A 17,815-nucleotide genomic window follows, 5' to 3' on the forward strand; every position below is an offset into this window, starting at 1 on the left:
ATTGCATTAAATAATGAAATCTAGTTATATATTGACAGAATTATATATATGAAATATAATTTTTCATGAAATAATAAAATATTAAGCGATGATTGGGATTAGTAGATTTTTATAGATATTAAGAGAGGAAGTGGATGGTGCAAACTTCTTACTATATTTTTCGAAGCTACCTATGAGCTATAAATTACTAAGTGATGTATTATATTATTAATACATAATTAGGGTGGTACCGCGGAAATAATAGCTTTCGTCCCTTTTTGTAAGGGAGGAAGCTTTTTTTAGTTTATATTATACAGATAAATACATATTTTATGGAGGAATAATTATGAAGTTTACAAAAACAAATGATTTAAGAGATGCTTATTTAAAATTTTTTGAAAGTAAAGATCATTTAAAATTGGATAGTTTTTCTTTAGTTCCACAAAATGATAATAGCCTATTATTAATAAATGCCGGTATGGCACCATTAAAGCCTTATTTTACTGGGTTACAAGAACCACCAAAAAGAAGAATCACTACTTGTCAAAAATGCGTTAGAACAGGTGATATTGATAATGTAGGAATAACAAGTAGACATGGTACATTCTTTGAAATGCTTGGAAACTTCTCATTTGGAGATTATTTCAAAAAAGAAGTAATTCCTTGGGCTTGGGAATTCTTAACTAAAGTTTTAGAATTACCTAAAGAAAAGTTATATGTAACTATATATTTAGATGATGATGAAGCATATGAATATTGGACTACGCTTACTGATGTTGATAAATCTCATATATTTAGATTAGGAAAGGAAGACAACTTCTGGGAACATGGAGCAGGTCCTTGTGGTCCATGTACTGAAATTCATTTTAGTAGAACTGATGAAGTGCCAACAAATGCTGATGAATTTGTTGAACTTAGTGATGCAGATAAAATTATAGAAGTTTGGAATCTTGTATTTACTCAATTTGATGGTGATGGAAAAGGCAATTATGAAAAACTTGATAGCACTAATATAGATACAGGTATGGGACTTGAAAGACTTGCAGTTGTAATGCAAAATAAAAATAGTATATTTGAAATAGATACATTAGAAAACATATTAAATGAGGTTGGAAATCTTGCTAATATTAAATATGGAGAAAATCATAAAACTGATATATCTTTAAGAATTATAACAGACCATATAAGATCAATAACATTTATGATTTCAGATGATATTATGCCATCAAATGAAGGTAGAGGATATGTTTTAAGAAGGTTGCTTAGAAGAGCAGCAAGACATGGGAAAACTTTAGGAATTAAGGATGCCTTTCTTTGCAATTTATGTGATGTAGTCATTAGAGATTGTAAAAGTGCATATCCAGAATTGGAAGTTAAAAAAGATTACATTAAAAAGGTTATAAAAATAGAAGAAGATAAGTTTAGAGAAACTTTAGATTCTGGTATGGAAATATTAAATAATCTTATAAGTGAATTAAAAGAAAATAATAATAAAGTTTTAAAAGGAACAGATGGATTTAAATTATATGATACATTTGGATTTCCAATGGAACTTACTAAAGAAATATTAAAAGATGAAGGATTATCTCTTGATGAAGAAGGTTTCCATAAAGAAATGAAAGAACAAAGAGAAAGAGCTAGAAGTGCAAGAAAAACTTCTAATTATATGGGAACAGATGTAAAAACATTAGATATAATATCAGCTGATATAGAAACTAGTTTTGATGGATATGAAAATGATAAGTTAACTGCAGAAGTTAAGAGTTTAATTAATGGAGAGGATTTTGTAGATGCCATAATAGAAGGAGATAATGCGGTTATAGTTACAGATGTTACTCCTTTTTATGCTGAAATGGGAGGTCAAATAGGAGATAAAGGTTTAATATATAATGACAACTTTAATGGTAAAGTTTTAGATACTAAGAAAAATATGGGTGGAAAGATAATTCACTTTGTTGAAGTTAAGAGTGGTGAACTTAAAGTTGGAGATAAAGTTACTTTAGAAGTTGATAACATTAGAAGAGAAAGTATAAAGAAAAATCATACAGCAACTCACATTTTAGATGCAGCATTAGTTAAAGTATTAGGATCTCATGTACATCAAGCAGGTTCATATGTTAGCGCAGATAGATTGAGATTTGATTTTTCACATTTTGAAGCAGTAAAAGAAGAAGAATTATTAAAGGTAGAACAATTGGTAAATGAGGCTATAATGAGTGTTACACCTGTGGAAACTATGGAAATGGATTTACAAGAAGCTAAAAATTCAGGTGCAATAGGTATATTTGATGACAAATATTCAGATAAAGTAAGAGTTGTATGTGCTGGAGAGTATTCGAAAGAGCTGTGTGGAGGAACGCATATAGATAATACAGGTAAGATTGGATTATTTAAAATAATTTCTGAAAGTGGAATAGCTGCTGGAACAAGAAGAATAGAAGCAGTAACTGGAACAGAAGCATATAAATTAATTAATGAAAAAGCTGAGTTATTAAAGCAAGTATCAGGAAAATTAAAATGTTCAGAAAAAGAAATAATAACTAAGTTAGATCAACAAGCCAAAGAAATAAAAGAAAAAGAAAAAGAAATCACAAATTTAAAATCTAAATTTGCTTCAATGGAAATTAATGATATAATTAATTCAGTAAAAGATATTAAGGGCATAAATGTTATTACTTATTCATTAAAAGATGTTGATGGTGAAGCATTAAGAGGTCTTTGTGAAAAAGTAAGAGATAAGGTTGGTAATTCATTAACATTACTTACAAGCTCAATAGATGGAAAAGTTGTAATATGCGCTATGGCAGATAAAGAAGCAGTAGGTAAAGGCGCTCATTGTGGTAAAGTAATTAAAGAAGTAGCAACAATCCTTGGTGGAGGCGGCGGTGGAAGACCGGATATGGCTCAAGCTGGAGGAAAATTACCAGAAAAGGTAAATGAAGCACTTGATTCTGTTTATAAAATAGTTGAAACTTTAGTAAAGTAGTATACTTTTTAAGAAATATAGGGTATAATCATATATAAGAATACTGTATATATTATAAATCTACCATGAAGGAACAATCTTTATTAATATATAAATACATGAATAATTTATTGAAATTATGGTGATGTTATATAGGGAGTAGTTTCTTTTTGATATGTTGTAAGGGGGTGAGCTGCAAGAGCAGCAATCTTATGAGTAAAAATATTGAACATACAATGCAATTTGATTTAAATAAGACTAAAGAAGCTTTAACAAAAGCAATATTAACAGAGGTTTATGATTCGTTACAACAAAAGGGTTATAATCCTATAAATCAACTGGTTGGATATTTAATTTCAGGAGACCCTACTTACATTACTAATTACAACGGAGCAAGAGCTTTAGTAAGAAAGCTTGAAAGAGATGAAATACTTGAAGAAGTTATAAAGTCTTATTTAGAGATAAAGTAAAGAGTGCCCGTATTAGCGGGTACTCTTATTTTTTAAGAGGTGCTTAATTTTGAGAATACTAGGTTTAGATTTAGGAAAGAAAACTATTGGAGTAGCGATATCTGATCCATTAGGATTTACAGCGCAAGGTATAACTACAATAAGAAGAGCTAATAAAGAGAAAGATTTAGAAGAGTTAAAAAAAATTTGTGATGATTATAAAGTAGAAACTATAGTTATCGGTCTGCCTAAAAATATGAATGGAACTATAGGTCCTTCAGGAGAAATAGCCATGGAAATGGGTAAAGTAATAGAAGAAAATTTAAATATAAAAGTAGAATTTTGGGATGAACGTTTAACAACAGTTGCAGCTCATAAAGCTATGTTAGAAGCAGATCTTTCAAGAAATAAAAGAAAAAAAATAGTTGATAAAGTAGCATCAACATACATACTTCAAGGATATTTAGACAGAATATCTAAATAGAATTTGAATTTTTATTAAAATTAATATAGACAAAATTCTTAGTTTCATATAGAGTTATGATTAAAACATAAAATTAAAAATAGTATATTTAAAAAAGTGCTGATTATGTAAAAATTAAGTCATTATGAACTAATCAATTTAGTTTAGTATTTTGCGATATTTATATCATAAATAATTGATGATTATGGAAGGAGAATTTTAAATGCAAAAAGATGTGGAATATATAGAATTATTAGATGAACAAGGAGAACAAATTAAATTCAAAGTAATAACTTATTTTCAAATAGATGAAATAAATGGAGAATATGTTGTAGTAACTCCAGCAGAAAATAATGATTCTGATGAAGCGTTTGTATTAAAGGTTACAACTGATGAAGATGAAAATGAAATGCTTATTCCAATAGAAGATGAAAAAGAATTTGATTTAGTTGAAGAAGCATATAACCTTGTTATGGCAGAACAAGAATAAAATTTTATTAAAGCGAGGTGTTATTATGGAGCGATCAACTTCAATAGATATGAATGCTTTAAAAGAAGATTTGAAAAGAAAAGGGTATAAATTAACGGCTCAAAGAAGATCGATTGTTAATGCTATTATTGAGACAGAAGGAAAGCATTTAACAGCAGAAGAAATATATGATGAAGTTAAGAAAAGTTGTCCGGAAATAGGATTGGCAACTGTATACAGAACTATTATATTATTAGAAGAGTTAGGAATAATATGTAGATTGGATTTGAATGATGGTTGTAGTAGATATGAATTAGTTCATTCAGATGAAACTCATAGACATCATCATCTTGTATGTAATGTATGTAACAAAGTATTAGAAGTTGAAGATGATTTATTAGAAGATTTAGAAACACAAATTGAGACACAATATAAATTTAAAATATTTGATCATAGTGTTAAGTTTTATGGACTGTGCAAAGAGTGTCAAGAAAAAGAGAAAAACGAATAAAAGAACTTCTTATATCTTAAGAAGTCTTTAATTATAAATATTTAAAGAAAAAGGAGGGGAAACATGAAAAACGAAAGAGCTAAGGTTAAAATTATTCCTTTAGGCGGTATAAACGAAATCGGAAAAAACGTCACAGCTATTGAATATAAAGAAGATATTGTAGTAATTGACTGTGGGCTTAAGTTCCCAGATGACGATATGTTTGGGATTGATATTGTTATTCCAGATGTTTCATACCTGATAAAAAATAAGGAAAGAGTTAGAGGAATATTTTTAACGCATGGGCATGAGGATCATATAGGAGCATTACCGTATGTTTTAAAACAACTTGATGTTCCAGTTTATGGTACCAAGCTTACTCTTGGAATCGTTGAAACAAAATTGAAAGAGCACGGTTTACTTTCAAAAACAGAATTGATAACGATAAAACCAAGAGACACAATAAAGTTGAATAATGTTTCAGTAGAATTTATAAAAACTAATCATTCGATTGCAGATTCAGTAGCAATCGTAGTGCACACACCACTTGGAGCGGTACTTCATACAGGGGATTTTAAAATTGACTATACTCCAATTGATGGAGAAATAATGGATTTTGCAAGATTTGCAGAATTAGGTAAAAGAGGCGTTTTAGCAATGTTAGCAGATTCAACGAATGTTGAAAGAGCGGGATATACCATGTCAGAAAAAACTGTTGGTGAAAGTTTTATTAGACTTTTTGATAATGCTAAAGGTAGAATTATAGTTGCTACATTTGCATCAAATATCCATAGAATTCAACAAATTATAACTGCTGCACAGGTTTATGGTAAGAAAGTTGCTGTATCTGGAAGAAGTATGGAAAATATAGTTCAAGTTGCAATAGAATTAGGATATTTAACTATAGAAAAAGATGTACTTGTATCTTTAGATCAAATATCTAAATATCCTAATGAAAAAGTTGTTCTTATAACAACAGGAAGTCAAGGAGAACCGATGTCAGCATTAGCTAGAATGGCATCGTCTGAACATAAAAAAATAAATATAGTTAAAGGCGACACTGTAATTATTTCAGCAACACCAATACCAGGAAATGAAAAATTAGTTTCTAAGGTTATTAATCAGTTGTTTAAAAAAGGTGCTGAGGTAATCTATGAATCTTTAGAAAAGGTACATGTCTCTGGTCATGCTTGTCAAGAGGAATTGAAGTTAATGCAAAGACTAGTAAAACCTAGATTTTTTATTCCAGTACATGGAGAGTACAGACATTTAAAACAACATGGTGAATTAGCTATAAGTCTTGGACTTTCAGAAAAAAATGTTTTAATACCTGAAAATGGTGATGTAATAGAAGTTACAAGAAAGAGCATTAAAAAAAGTTGTACTGTTTCAGCAGGTCAGATATTTGTTGATGGATTAGGTGTAGGTGATGTTGGAAATATAGTTTTAAGAGATAGAAAACATTTATCTCAAGATGGTATACTAACAGTTGTAGTTACAATGGAAAGACATACTGCTAATGTTATGGCGGGACCAGATATTATTTCAAGAGGATTTGTATATGTAAGAGAATCAGAGGGGCTTATGGATGAAGCTAAAGAACTTGTAAGGAAAGTTTTAAGCGATTGCGAAGAAAAGAATATTACTGATTGGGCTACATTGAAATCTAGAATGAGGGATGAATTAAGAGAACTTCTTTATGAAAAAACAAAACGAAAACCAATGATTTTACCAATAATTATGGAAATTTAAATTTATTGACAAAACGTATTGTGTATAATTAAGTTGACTTTTGTAGAATAAAAGTTTAAAATAAAAAACAGTGGCTATAGGGGATTGGATACTTTTTGTATCCAATTTTCTTTTGGAGAAAAAAAGTTATAGGTTTACATAGAATAAAAATTAAACTGTTCATACATTAAATATTATTTTGGAGGAATATACATGGAACTAATAAAAAGAGAAGATATAAGAAATATAGCAATTATTGCTCACGTTGACCATGGTAAAACAACTTTAGTAGATGCTTTATTAAAACAGAGTCATGTTTTTAGAAGCAATGAAAAGGTACAAGAAAGAGTAATGGATTCAAATGATTTAGAAAAAGAAAGAGGAATTACTATTCTTTCAAAGAATACAGCTGTACAATATAAGAATATTAAAATAAATATAGTAGATACTCCAGGTCATGCTGACTTTGGCGGAGAAGTTGAACGTGTATTAAAAATGGTTGATTCAGTGTTACTAGTAGTAGATTCATATGAAGGTCCTATGCCTCAAACTAAATTTGTTTTAAAGAAGGCACTAGAATTAGGATTAAAGCCAATAGTTGTAATAAATAAAATAGATAAACCAGATGCAAGACCGGAAGAGGTTATAGATGAAGTGTTTGATTTATTCTTAGAACTAGGTGCAAATGATGAACAATTAGATTTTCCAATTATATATGCATCAGCAAGAGAAGGGTTTGCTAGAAACAATATTGAAGATACTAATGGAGATATGATTCCATTATTTGAAAAAATAATAGAACATGTAGAGGCTCCAGAAGGATATATAGATGAACCATTCCAAATGTTGGTAACAACATTAGATACTAATGAATATGTTGGTAAAATTGCTATTGGTAAAATTCATAGAGGAAAAGTTAAGAAGAATCAAACAGTTGCTTTAGTAAGAAATGATGGTAGCACATCAAATTATAAAGTAACAAGTGTATTTACTTACGATGGATTAAAGAGAGTAGAAGCAGAAGAAGCAGCATTAGGAGATATAGTTGCATTAAGTGGTATTACTGATGCAAATATAGGAGAAACTATTGCAGATTCTCAAAATCCAGAAGCTTTACCATTTGTAAATATAGATGAACCAACTCTTAGCATGAATTTTATGGTAAATAATTCACCATTTGCAGGAAAAGAAGGAGATTTTGTTACATCAAGACATTTAAGAGATAGATTATTCAAAGAATTGGAAACTAATGTAAGCTTAAGAGTAAAAGAACTTACACCAGATTGTTTTGAAGTTTCAGGAAGAGGTGAACTTCATCTTTCAGTGCTTATTGAAACAATGAGAAGAGAAGGTTATGAATTCCAAGTTTCAAAAGCAAGTGTTATATTCAAAGAAGAAAATGGTCATAAAGAAGAACCAATGGAATATTTAACAATTGATGTTCCAGAAGAATTTATGGGACCAGTTATGGAAAAATTAGGACCTAGAAAAGCTGAAATGGTTAATATGACTTCAGCAGTAAATGGGTATACAAGATTAGAATTTATAGTTCCAGCAAGAGGATTAATAGGATTTAGAAATGAATTTATGACTGATACTAAAGGTAATGGTATAATGAATCACGTATTCCATAGTTATGATAAATATAAAGGTGATATACCAACTAGAAGTAGAGGATCTTTAGTTTCATTTACAGATGGAGAATCTATAGCTTATGGATTATTTAATGCTCAAGAAAGAGGTCAATTATTCATAGGTGCTGGTATTCCAGTATATGAAGGAATGGTTGTTGGAGTATCATCAAGAGCTGAAGATATAGATATTAATGTGTGTAAGGGTAAGAAACTTACTAATACAAGATCTTCTGGAGCTGATGAAGCAGTAAAACTAATTCCACCAGTAGAAATGAAGCTTGAACAATGTTTAGAATTTATAAATGATGATGAATTAGTAGAAGTTACACCAGAAAATATAAGAATGAGAAAAACAGTATTAGGCAGTTCTGAGAGAAAGAAGATAGTAAGCAGAAGTAAAAAATAATGTGAGTTCTTGTATTTAAAATAATATAAAAAGATATTATAATAAAGTAAATGGTCTTCTGGCTATTTACTTTATTACATATTATGGAGGAACTTTATGAAAAAATCTAAGTCCTTTAAAAAGAAATTTATGTTAACATTAAGTATTTTCTTTATGATTTTATGTATTATAGTATTTTTTTCATATAAAAGAACTATTTCTAAACCATTAAAAAGTAATGATGAAGTGGTTTCTGTAGAAGTTAGGAATGGAGAGGGCATTTATTCAGTATTAGATAGGTTAAATAGAGAAAATAAATTGTCTAATGAATACTTTATAAAGCTTAATTTAATGCTTAATAGAAAACAGATAAGTTTACAGGAAGGAATATATGAAGTTAAATCTAATGCTAATTTAACAGAATTAATAAATACGTTAAATAATCAAGAGAATAATAAAAATACTAAAAAGTTAGTTATTCCTGAGGGATATACAATAGATGAAATATCTTCTAAAATAGAGAAAGAAGGAATTTGTTCTAAAGAAGATTTTATAAAAGCAGTAAAAAAGTATAAATTACCTGATTTTATAAAAGAAAATTCTAAAAAAAGATATAATTTAGAGGGATTTTTATATCCAGATACATATTTTATACAAAATGGAGCTACTGCAGAATCAATAGTTAATACAATGTTTAAAAGATTTTTACAAATATTATCAGAAGTTGAAAATGAGAACGGTATTGATATAAAAGATAGTGAAATTGAAAGAACAATCAGTACAGCTTCAATGATAGAAAAAGAAGCTAGATATGATTATGATAGAGATTTAATATCATCTGTTATTTATAATAGATTAAAAAGGAATATGAAGCTTCAACTAGATGCTACTGTAATATATGGACTTGGTTATCATGTTGATGTTGTATTAAATAAGCACTTAGCAATAGATTCATTGTATAATACTTATAAGTATACAGGCTTACCAATAGGTCCTATAGCAAACCCAGGTAAAGCATCTATAAAGGCAGCATTATTCCCTAAAGAAACAGATTATTTGTTTTATATATTAAAAAAAGATGGATATCATTATTTTACTAATAATTATGGTGATTTTTTAAAGAAAAAGCAAGAGTTAGGATATTAGTTTAATATGGAGGATTTAAATGAGTAAAATTACATATGATTATATGGAAGATTATATAAGAGGTCTAATTCCTGAAAGAAAAGGAATACTAAAAGAAATAGAAGATTTTGCAAGAGAAAATGGAGTTCCTATAGTTCAAAAGGAAACAGGGGTATTTTTAGAATTTATGGTAAATATGAAGAAACCACTTAGAATTTTAGAACTTGGTACAGCAATAGGTTTTTCATCTATATTAATGTATGAATCAGCAACTACTAATCCAGATATTATAACTATTGAAAGAGATGAAAAAATGATAGAACTTGCTAAATTAAATTTGCAAAAGTTTAATTTAGAAGACAAGATTAAGATAGAACAAGGAGATTGTCTTGAGGTTTTAGAGAGATTAGAAGAATCTTTTGATTTAATATTTATGGATGCAGGTAAGGGACATTATAATCATTTTCTTCCAAATTGTTTAAGATTATTAAAGCAAGATGGAATTATTATAGCAGATAATGTTTTATTTAGAGGTATGGTGGCATCTGATGAACTTGTTAAGAGAAGAAAGATAACCATAGTAAAAAGAATGCGAACATATTTAGATATGGTAAATAGTGATAAAGAATTAATAACAACAGTAATACCTATGGGTGATGGTATTGCAGTGACAAAAAGGAGGTAATTTAAAATGAGAAAACCAGAAATTTTAGCACCAGCTGGAAATTTAGAAAAATTAAAAATTGCAATAGATTTTGGTGCTGATGCTGTATATTTAGGTGGAGGAAAACTTAATTTAAGAGCATTTTCAAATAACTTTACTAATGAAGAAATGGCAGAGGGAATAAAATACTGCCACGATAGAGGTAAAAAAGTATATGTAACATTAAATGTTTTTGCAAGAAATCCTGATCTTAAAGGTGCTGGAGAATATATTAAAAGTTTATATGAATTAGGTGTTGATGCAATTATTGTAGCAGATCCTTCATTGATTGCTATAGCAAAAGAAGTAGCACCAGATTTTGAAATACATTTAAGTACTCAAGCTAATACTGTTAATTGGGTAGCAACTAAATTTTGGTATGATTTAGGAGTAAAAAGAGTTGTATTAGCAAGAGAATTAACTTTTAATGAGATAAAAACAATAACATCTAATATTCCAGAAGATTGTGATATAGAAGCTTTTGTTCACGGTTCAATGTGTATATCTTATTCAGGAAGATGTTTAATATCTAATTATATGCTTGGAAGAGATGCTAATAAAGGTGTATGTTCAAATGCATGTAGATACAAGTATTATCTTATGGAAGAAACAAGACCAGGAGAGTATTATCCAGTAATTGAAGATGAAGATGGTACATATATAATGAATTCTAAGGATTTATGTATGATTAAATATATACCTGAACTTGTACAAAGTGGAATATATTCATTTAAAATAGAAGGTAGAATGAAGAGCGAATTTTATGTGGCATCTGTTGTGAAAGCTTATAGAGAAGCTTTAGATAGTTACTATGAGGATCCACAAAACTACGAATTCAAAGAAGAATGGATGGATACATTAAATAAAATAAGTCATAGAAAATACCATACTGGTTTCTTTTTAGGTAGAATGGGTGAACAAAATTATGATGAATCATCTTATGTAAGAGATTATGACATTGTAGGTATGGTTAAAGATTATAATCCAGAAACTAAGACAGCTACAATACTTCAAAAAAATAGAGTTTTTGAAAATGATGAAGTAGAAGTACTAAGACCGCATACTCCATATTTTAAAGTTAAACTTTTAGATATGTTTGATGCAGAGAAAAATGTAAAAACTAATGTTGCTAATAGAGCGCATATGACATTTACGGTTAAAGTAGATGAACCGTTACAAAAGAACGATATGTTAGTAAAATCTAATAAAGTACTATCATTATAAAATAAAATATTATATATTGAATAAAACACCTTATCTAAGGCTAAAATTTAAGCTGAAGAGAGGTGTTTTGTATTTTTACTGATAAATATAATAGGAAAAAAAGATTGTTACAAGTTATGGCTTTTTTTATTACACTAATAATAGTTTTAACTATGAGATTATATGTTCTACAGGTACATCCGTCAGAAAAAGTACAGGTATCTTATCAAAATCATCAGATGGAAAATATAAGTGATATAAAATATATGATTTTAGATACTAATGGAAAAGATTTGATGAAGTATGATAAAAAATATATTTTAGTTATAGATATTAAACCTTTTAGTTTAAATAATTATGAAGAAACATTAGAAGACTTAATGGCATTGAATTTTATAATGAAATCTGAAAAACCAGAGTTTAATTACTCTGAAATAATGAAATCTCAAGGAAAAATTTATTATAATATTTCCGAGGAAACATATAACAAGATAAATAAACTTAAAAATATAAAGGGAATATATACATATGTTTCTGACAAAGTAGACACTAAAAAAGCTTGGAGTGTTAGTAGTTTTTTATCTGATATTTTAGATGAAAATCAAATAGAAGGATCTTTACAATATGAGTTAAAAGAATATTTAAAAAATAATGATTTACCTAAAAAGAATTTTTATTTAAATGATAAATCTGTATATGCTAAACAAAGTGTAAATATAAATAAAGATAATAAAAATTTAAAATTGACTATTGATAAAGATATAGAAGATAAAATAAGAAGTGTTCTTGAAAAAGATGAATATAAATATTTGAAAAATGTTGGGGTAAGTATTTTAGAAAGTGATACTGGAAAAATAAGAGCTTTGGTACAAAAAGATGAAAGTGCAGCTAATATAAATTTGGGTATACAAGAAATAGGCTATGAACCTGGTTCAATATATAAAATAATTACATTGGCTTCAGCTCTAGAAATGGGATTAGTTAATGTAAATGATATATTTACATGCAATAGTAATATATGCAGGGTTAATCATGGAACTTTAACAGTGAGAAACGCATTGGTTAAATCATGTAATGATATATTTGGAAAAATAGGTTCTTTAGTTGGATATGATAAATTAATGGAATATTCTAAAAAACAAGGGTTATATAGTAGGGTGTTAAATTTAGAAGGTGAAAACAAAAACGAAACATCAGGAATACAGCCCAAAGAGGAAGCGGGAATGAATAATATATCAATAGGACAATGTATGAATGTTTCGCCAATTCAAATGTTAGGAGCTGTTAATACTATAGTTAATAATGGGGTTTATGTAAAGCCTTATTTAGTAGAAAGTATTTTGGATAAAGATGATAACGCAGTAAAAGAGTTTAAAAGTGATAGAAAAAAAATCTATAGTGAAATAACATCTAGATTAGTAAAAGATGCAATGAAAGAAGTAGTTTTAAAGGGTACTGGAATAAAGGCGTATATACCAAATTTCAATATAGGAGGAAAAACAGGATCAGCCACTTCTAGCGATGGAAATACTCATGGATGGTTTGTAGGATATTTTAATTTCAATAATAAGACATATACTATGCTAGTCTTTGTACCTAACATAGAGTCTCAAAATTTGGGGACTGATGTAGAGCTTGGAGGAGGAGATACAGCTGCACCTATATTTAGAGATATAGTAAAAACTTTAAATAATAAATAATATAATTAAATAAATAAGCAACTTTTTTTAATTTCAAACATATTATAATATCAAGCACTGTTATGGAGGAAAAAGGTGTTTGTATTAAATGGTTTCATAGAATTGATATGTAATACACTATTTTTAACTGGATATATAAGTAGTGGAAATACATTTCCCAACCCACTTAATGAGAGTGAAGAGGAAGAATACTTAAAGAGACTTAAAGATGGAGATAAGACAGCAAAGGGTGTTTTAATTGAAAGAAACTTAAGACTGGTAGCACATATAGTAAAGAAATATTCTTTTCCCAATAAAGATATAGATGAATTAATCTCTATCGGAACTGTTGGGTTGATTAAAGCAATTGATTCATTTAATTCAGATAAGGGTACTAGGCTTGCTACTTATGCCTCTAGGTGCATAGAAAATGAAATCTTAATGTTGTTTAGAAATAATAAAAAACAAAGAAGTGAAGTATATCTTCAAGATCCTATTGGTGTAGATAAAGAAGGAAATGAAATTTGTCTTATCGACATATTAAGTAGTGATAATGATTCGGTTTTGGAAAAAGTAGAAAATAACTTGCAGATTAAAGATCTTTATAAAAAAATTAAAGATTGTTTAACTAAAAGAGAAAGTACAATACTTATAATGAGATATGGATTAATAGATGGAAATAGAAAAACTCAAAGAGAGATAGCAGGCACATTAGGAATTTCTCGTTCTTATGTATCTAGAATAGAAAAAAAAGCTTTAAAGAAATTAAAAAAAGAACTATTTGGGAAAATTTAAAATTAAAATAAGGTGTAGCTAAAAAGCACACCTTATTTTAATATAAAAAACTATTAATTATATTAGGAAATATGTTAATCTTATTATAATAGTATTATTTTTAATAATATTTTTATGAAATATATTTTAATATTTAGTGGAGGAATAAGTTTGGCAAATATCGATAAACTGATTAAAAGTATTAATTTAGATAATGTTTCTGATATTCATATTTCTTCTGGGTTACCTCTAATGATTAGAATAGATGGTAATTTAAAAAGTGTTAATAATTTGGAAATTAGCCATGAAACAGTATGTGAATATATTAAAGAATTGGAACCTAAAAGATTTAATGAATTTTTAGAAAAGGGAGATATTGATTTAAAATATCAACCTAAAGGTATGGGGAATTTTAGAGTTAATGCATATAAATGTAGAGGTGGTTATTCAATTTGTTTGAGAGTAATAAAACAACGCATACCTAAGATTACTGATATAAGTAGTGCACAGATATTAAAAGATTTTACTAAATTAAATGACGGATTAGTACTAGTAACAGGCCCGACAGGATCAGGTAAAAGTACAACACTTGCAGCAATGATAAATGAAATTAATAATACTAAAGAAAAGCACATAATAACACTAGAGGATCCTATTGAATATATTTATGCAAATAATAAGTCAATAATAAATCAAAGGGAAATTGGTCAAGATACTAAGAGCTATATTATGGGATTAAGGGCAGCACTGAGACAAGATCCTGATGTTATATTGATTGGAGAAATGAGGGATACTGAAACAATAGAAGTAGCATTAAGAGCAGCTCAAACAGGACATTTAGTATTTTCAACACTTCATACAATGGGAGCTGCTAATAGTATTTATAGAATAATAAATTCTTTTGACAGTAAAGAACAAAATGAAATTAAAGTGCAACTTTCCTCGTTATTGAGAGGGGTTATATCACAGATTTTATTACCTAATTCTACAGGTACTGGTAGAACAGCTGCATTAGAAATTATGACTTGTACAAATAGTATTAAAAATTTAATAAGAGAAGGAAATTATGAACAAATAGATAGTTTTATTCAAATGGGAGCTAAGTATGGCATGCAAACTATTGATATGGATTTGAAAAGATTAGTTAATGAAAATATAATAGTTAAAGAAGAGTATATGAAGTGGAGAGCAAATAATAATTAATTTTAATGAGTAATTAAAAGGATTTTGAATTGCTATGTTGAATATAAAAAATAAATAGTATACTTTTCTGCAAGGAGGTAAGAAATAAAACAATGCAAGAGGAAATAATTGCATCAATAGATTTTGGAAGTAAGAAGCTATCAGCTTCTCTTGCAGCAAAAAAAGATGAAGAGGATATGCAAATACTTGGTGTTAAACATTGTAAGTCTAAAGGGATTGAAAAAGGAATAATTAAAGATGTTGATAAATGTCGCGAAATTTTAAAAGCTCTTTTAAAAGATTTAGAAGATAAAACAGGTAGAAAAATATTAAATATTTCAGCAGGAATATCTACTAGAAATATTAGAATAACAGAAGTAACAGTTTCTGTATCACTAGTAGATGGAATTGTTAAAAATGAAGATATAAAAGAAGCTTTAAAAAAAGCCAAGGGTGCTACTTCTATTGGAAACAACGAAATTCTAATTGATAGTTTAATTAATTTTTATATCTTAGATGGAAGAGTTTTACATAAAGATATATTAAATTGGAGAGGCAATAAATTAGATGTAAATTTAACATTAGTAATAGGTTTAAAAGATGAAATTACTAAATACTATGATGTGTTTAAAGGTACTAATTACAAGCTTACATCTATAAAGTTGAATATATTATGTGGTAAACAAATATTTTTAACAGAAGATGATATGGGAGATAAAGCTTTAGTAGATATAGGTGCAGGACACACAGATATAGTAATATTTAGTAATGGAATTCCTAAATATATTGGTAGTATACCTTTAGGTGGAAGCAATATTTCTAAAGACTTAGCAATTTGTGGTGAACTTTCATTCACAGAAGCTGAAAATATAAAGATGATTTATTCTAGCAATTATGAAACTTTATATAAAGATAATAAGATATCGGACGAAATAGAAGTTGGAACGTTAAAGATATCAAAATCATTATTTTATGAAGTTATTAATGCTAGAATTGAAGAAATACTAAATTATATTAACAGAGAGTTAAAAAACACTGGTCATTATGATAGAATTTGTAGTATAATTTTATATGGTAGTGGATTAAATTATTTTGAGAATATAAGCAATTTCGTTAATGACATTTTTAAAATTCCGACTACAGTTATGACAAAGGATGATTTGGGAATAAAAAATCCTGAAAACATAACAGCATTAGCTGTAGTTAAGGAAGTTTATGATAATTTAGATTTAATTTCATATGAGTATAAAAATTCACAAGAGATTAATGATGTTGTTATAAGTAAAGATTATGCTGAAAATTTAGACAACAATACAAAGAAGAGTGTTTTAAAGAAAGTCAGAGATTTTTTAGAGGGAATTTTCTAAAGGAGGAGTTATTTTGTTAGATTTTGATGGGGATATTCAAGAATTAACTAATATAAAAGTAATAGGCTGCGGAGGCGGCGGTAGTAATGCTGTAAATCGAATGATAGTAGAGGGTTTAAAAAATGTAGAATTCATAGCTATTAATACTGATAAACAAGCATTGATGCTTTCACATGCAGATCAAAAGATTCAAATTGGAGAAAAGTTAACGAAAGGATTAGGCGCAGGAGCTAATCCTGAAATAGGAAAAAAAGCTGCAGAAGAGAGTAGAGAAGAAATTTCAGCTGCAATAAAAGGTGCTAATATGGTATTTATAACTGCAGGAATGGGTGGCGGAACTGGTACAGGTGCTGCTCCAATAGTTGCAGAAATAGCTAAGTCTATGGAAATATTAACTGTAGGTGTAGTTACAAAACCTTTCCCATTTGAAGGTAAAAGAAGAATGCGACATGCAGAAATGGGAATAGAAACATTAAAACAAAAAGTAGATACATTGGTAATTATTCCGAATGAAAGATTACTTAGAATGGCAGACAAGAAAACTACATTATTAGATTCATTTAAATTAGCTGATGATGTATTAAGACAAGGGGTACAGGCAATTTCCGACTTAATTACTATTACAGGGGTAATTAATGCAGACTTTGCAGATATAAAAGCTGTTATGCTTAATAAGGGATTAGCTCATATGGGAGTAGGTTTTGGAAGTGGAGATAACAGAACACAGGATGCAGTTCATCAAGCAATTTCATCTCCATTATTAGAAACTTCAATTGAAGGTGCAACAGATGTAATAATAAACTTTACAGGTGGAGTGGACTTAGGTGCATTAGAAGTTTATGATGCAGCAGATGTAGTGCGAGAAGCAGTAGATCCAGATGCAAACATAATAGTAGGTGCTGTAATTGATGAAACACTTAATGAGGAAATTAGAATTACAGTTATAGCTACAGGATTTGAAGCACCAAATAATAACATTGCTCCTTCGGAAGTAATAAACAAAGTTAACCAGGTTCAAAAAGAAGAGGTTGCAACACAAGCTAGTAATTCTGCAACAGAAGTTGCAGCAACTGCAGAAAAACCAAAAGAAGAAAAGAATTTTGATGATGATGACTTATTAGATATACCTGTTTTTTTAAGAAGAACTAAAAAACATTAATGTTTAGTATTTCATAAATTATAGTGATTTTAGCATGAAAGATTAATTGATCTTTCAT

The 17,815-nt window shown here is 28.4% G+C and carries 15 protein-coding genes and 1 other annotated feature; all 15 genes read left to right on the forward strand.

Features of this window, described 5'->3' with window-relative positions; all coding sequences use genetic code 11:
* Positions 1-79 precede the first annotated feature (79 nt).
* Positions 80-258: a binding site (T-box leader), on the forward strand.
* A 67-nt stretch (positions 259-325) separates the two neighbouring features.
* Entirely contained in the window at positions 326-2,965 is a 2,640-nt protein-coding gene (alaS, locus tag BGI42_RS05370; RefSeq protein ID WP_069679342.1) for an alanine--tRNA ligase, read from the forward strand.
* Between the two features lie 191 nt (positions 2,966-3,156).
* Complete coding sequence (locus tag BGI42_RS05375; protein ID WP_003372947.1) at positions 3,157-3,414, forward strand: IreB family regulatory phosphoprotein; 258 nt, start codon at positions 3,157-3,159, stop codon at positions 3,412-3,414.
* A 49-nt stretch (positions 3,415-3,463) separates the two neighbouring features.
* On the forward strand, positions 3,464-3,877 hold the full coding sequence (gene ruvX, locus BGI42_RS05380; protein ID WP_069679343.1) for a Holliday junction resolvase RuvX: 414 nt from the start codon (positions 3,464-3,466) through the stop codon (positions 3,875-3,877).
* Between the two features lie 202 nt (positions 3,878-4,079).
* On the forward strand, positions 4,080-4,346 hold the full coding sequence (locus BGI42_RS05385; protein ID WP_069679344.1) for a DUF1292 domain-containing protein: 267 nt from the start codon (positions 4,080-4,082) through the stop codon (positions 4,344-4,346).
* A 25-nt stretch (positions 4,347-4,371) separates the two neighbouring features.
* Positions 4,372-4,836: a Fur family transcriptional regulator gene (locus tag BGI42_RS05390; protein ID WP_069679345.1), complete on the forward strand. Its 465-nt coding sequence runs from the start codon at positions 4,372-4,374 to the stop codon at positions 4,834-4,836.
* A gap of 63 nt (positions 4,837-4,899) precedes the next feature.
* Positions 4,900-6,567, forward strand: coding sequence for a ribonuclease J (locus BGI42_RS05395; protein WP_069679346.1), 1,668 nt, complete (start codon positions 4,900-4,902; stop codon positions 6,565-6,567).
* Between the two features lie 192 nt (positions 6,568-6,759).
* On the forward strand, positions 6,760-8,586 hold the full coding sequence (gene typA, locus BGI42_RS05400) for a translational GTPase TypA (protein ID WP_069679347.1): 1,827 nt from the start codon (positions 6,760-6,762) through the stop codon (positions 8,584-8,586).
* Between the two features lie 96 nt (positions 8,587-8,682).
* On the forward strand, positions 8,683-9,711 hold the full coding sequence (gene mltG, locus BGI42_RS05405) for an endolytic transglycosylase MltG (RefSeq protein ID WP_069679348.1): 1,029 nt from the start codon (positions 8,683-8,685) through the stop codon (positions 9,709-9,711).
* A 19-nt stretch (positions 9,712-9,730) separates the two neighbouring features.
* Positions 9,731-10,375 (forward strand): O-methyltransferase, encoded by a 645-nt coding sequence (locus tag BGI42_RS05410; protein WP_069679349.1) that lies wholly within the window; start codon positions 9,731-9,733, stop codon positions 10,373-10,375.
* 6 nt (positions 10,376-10,381) lie between these two features.
* Complete coding sequence (locus tag BGI42_RS05415) at positions 10,382-11,617, forward strand: peptidase U32 family protein (RefSeq protein ID WP_069679350.1); 1,236 nt, start codon at positions 10,382-10,384, stop codon at positions 11,615-11,617.
* A gap of 116 nt (positions 11,618-11,733) precedes the next feature.
* Positions 11,734-13,296: a peptidoglycan D,D-transpeptidase FtsI family protein gene (locus BGI42_RS05420; RefSeq protein WP_069681032.1), complete on the forward strand. Its 1,563-nt coding sequence runs from the start codon at positions 11,734-11,736 to the stop codon at positions 13,294-13,296.
* Positions 13,297-13,371: 75 nt separating this feature from the next.
* The gene (gene sigK, locus BGI42_RS05425; RefSeq protein ID WP_069679351.1) at positions 13,372-14,070 is read left to right on the forward strand and encodes an RNA polymerase sporulation sigma factor SigK; all 699 of its coding nucleotides are present in this window, start codon (positions 13,372-13,374) and stop codon (positions 14,068-14,070) included.
* A 150-nt stretch (positions 14,071-14,220) separates the two neighbouring features.
* The gene (locus tag BGI42_RS05430) at positions 14,221-15,252 is read left to right on the forward strand and encodes a type IV pilus twitching motility protein PilT (protein WP_069679352.1); all 1,032 of its coding nucleotides are present in this window, start codon (positions 14,221-14,223) and stop codon (positions 15,250-15,252) included.
* 92 nt (positions 15,253-15,344) lie between these two features.
* Complete coding sequence (gene ftsA, locus BGI42_RS05435; protein WP_069679353.1) at positions 15,345-16,598, forward strand: cell division protein FtsA; 1,254 nt, start codon at positions 15,345-15,347, stop codon at positions 16,596-16,598.
* A 13-nt stretch (positions 16,599-16,611) separates the two neighbouring features.
* Positions 16,612-17,757 (forward strand): cell division protein FtsZ, encoded by a 1,146-nt coding sequence (gene ftsZ, locus BGI42_RS05440; RefSeq protein ID WP_069679354.1) that lies wholly within the window; start codon positions 16,612-16,614, stop codon positions 17,755-17,757.
* The last annotated feature ends 58 nt before the right edge of the window (positions 17,758-17,815 follow it).

This window comes from Clostridium taeniosporum (genome assembly GCF_001735765.2).
Lineage (GTDB): Bacteria > Bacillota > Clostridia > Clostridiales > Clostridiaceae > Clostridium > Clostridium taeniosporum.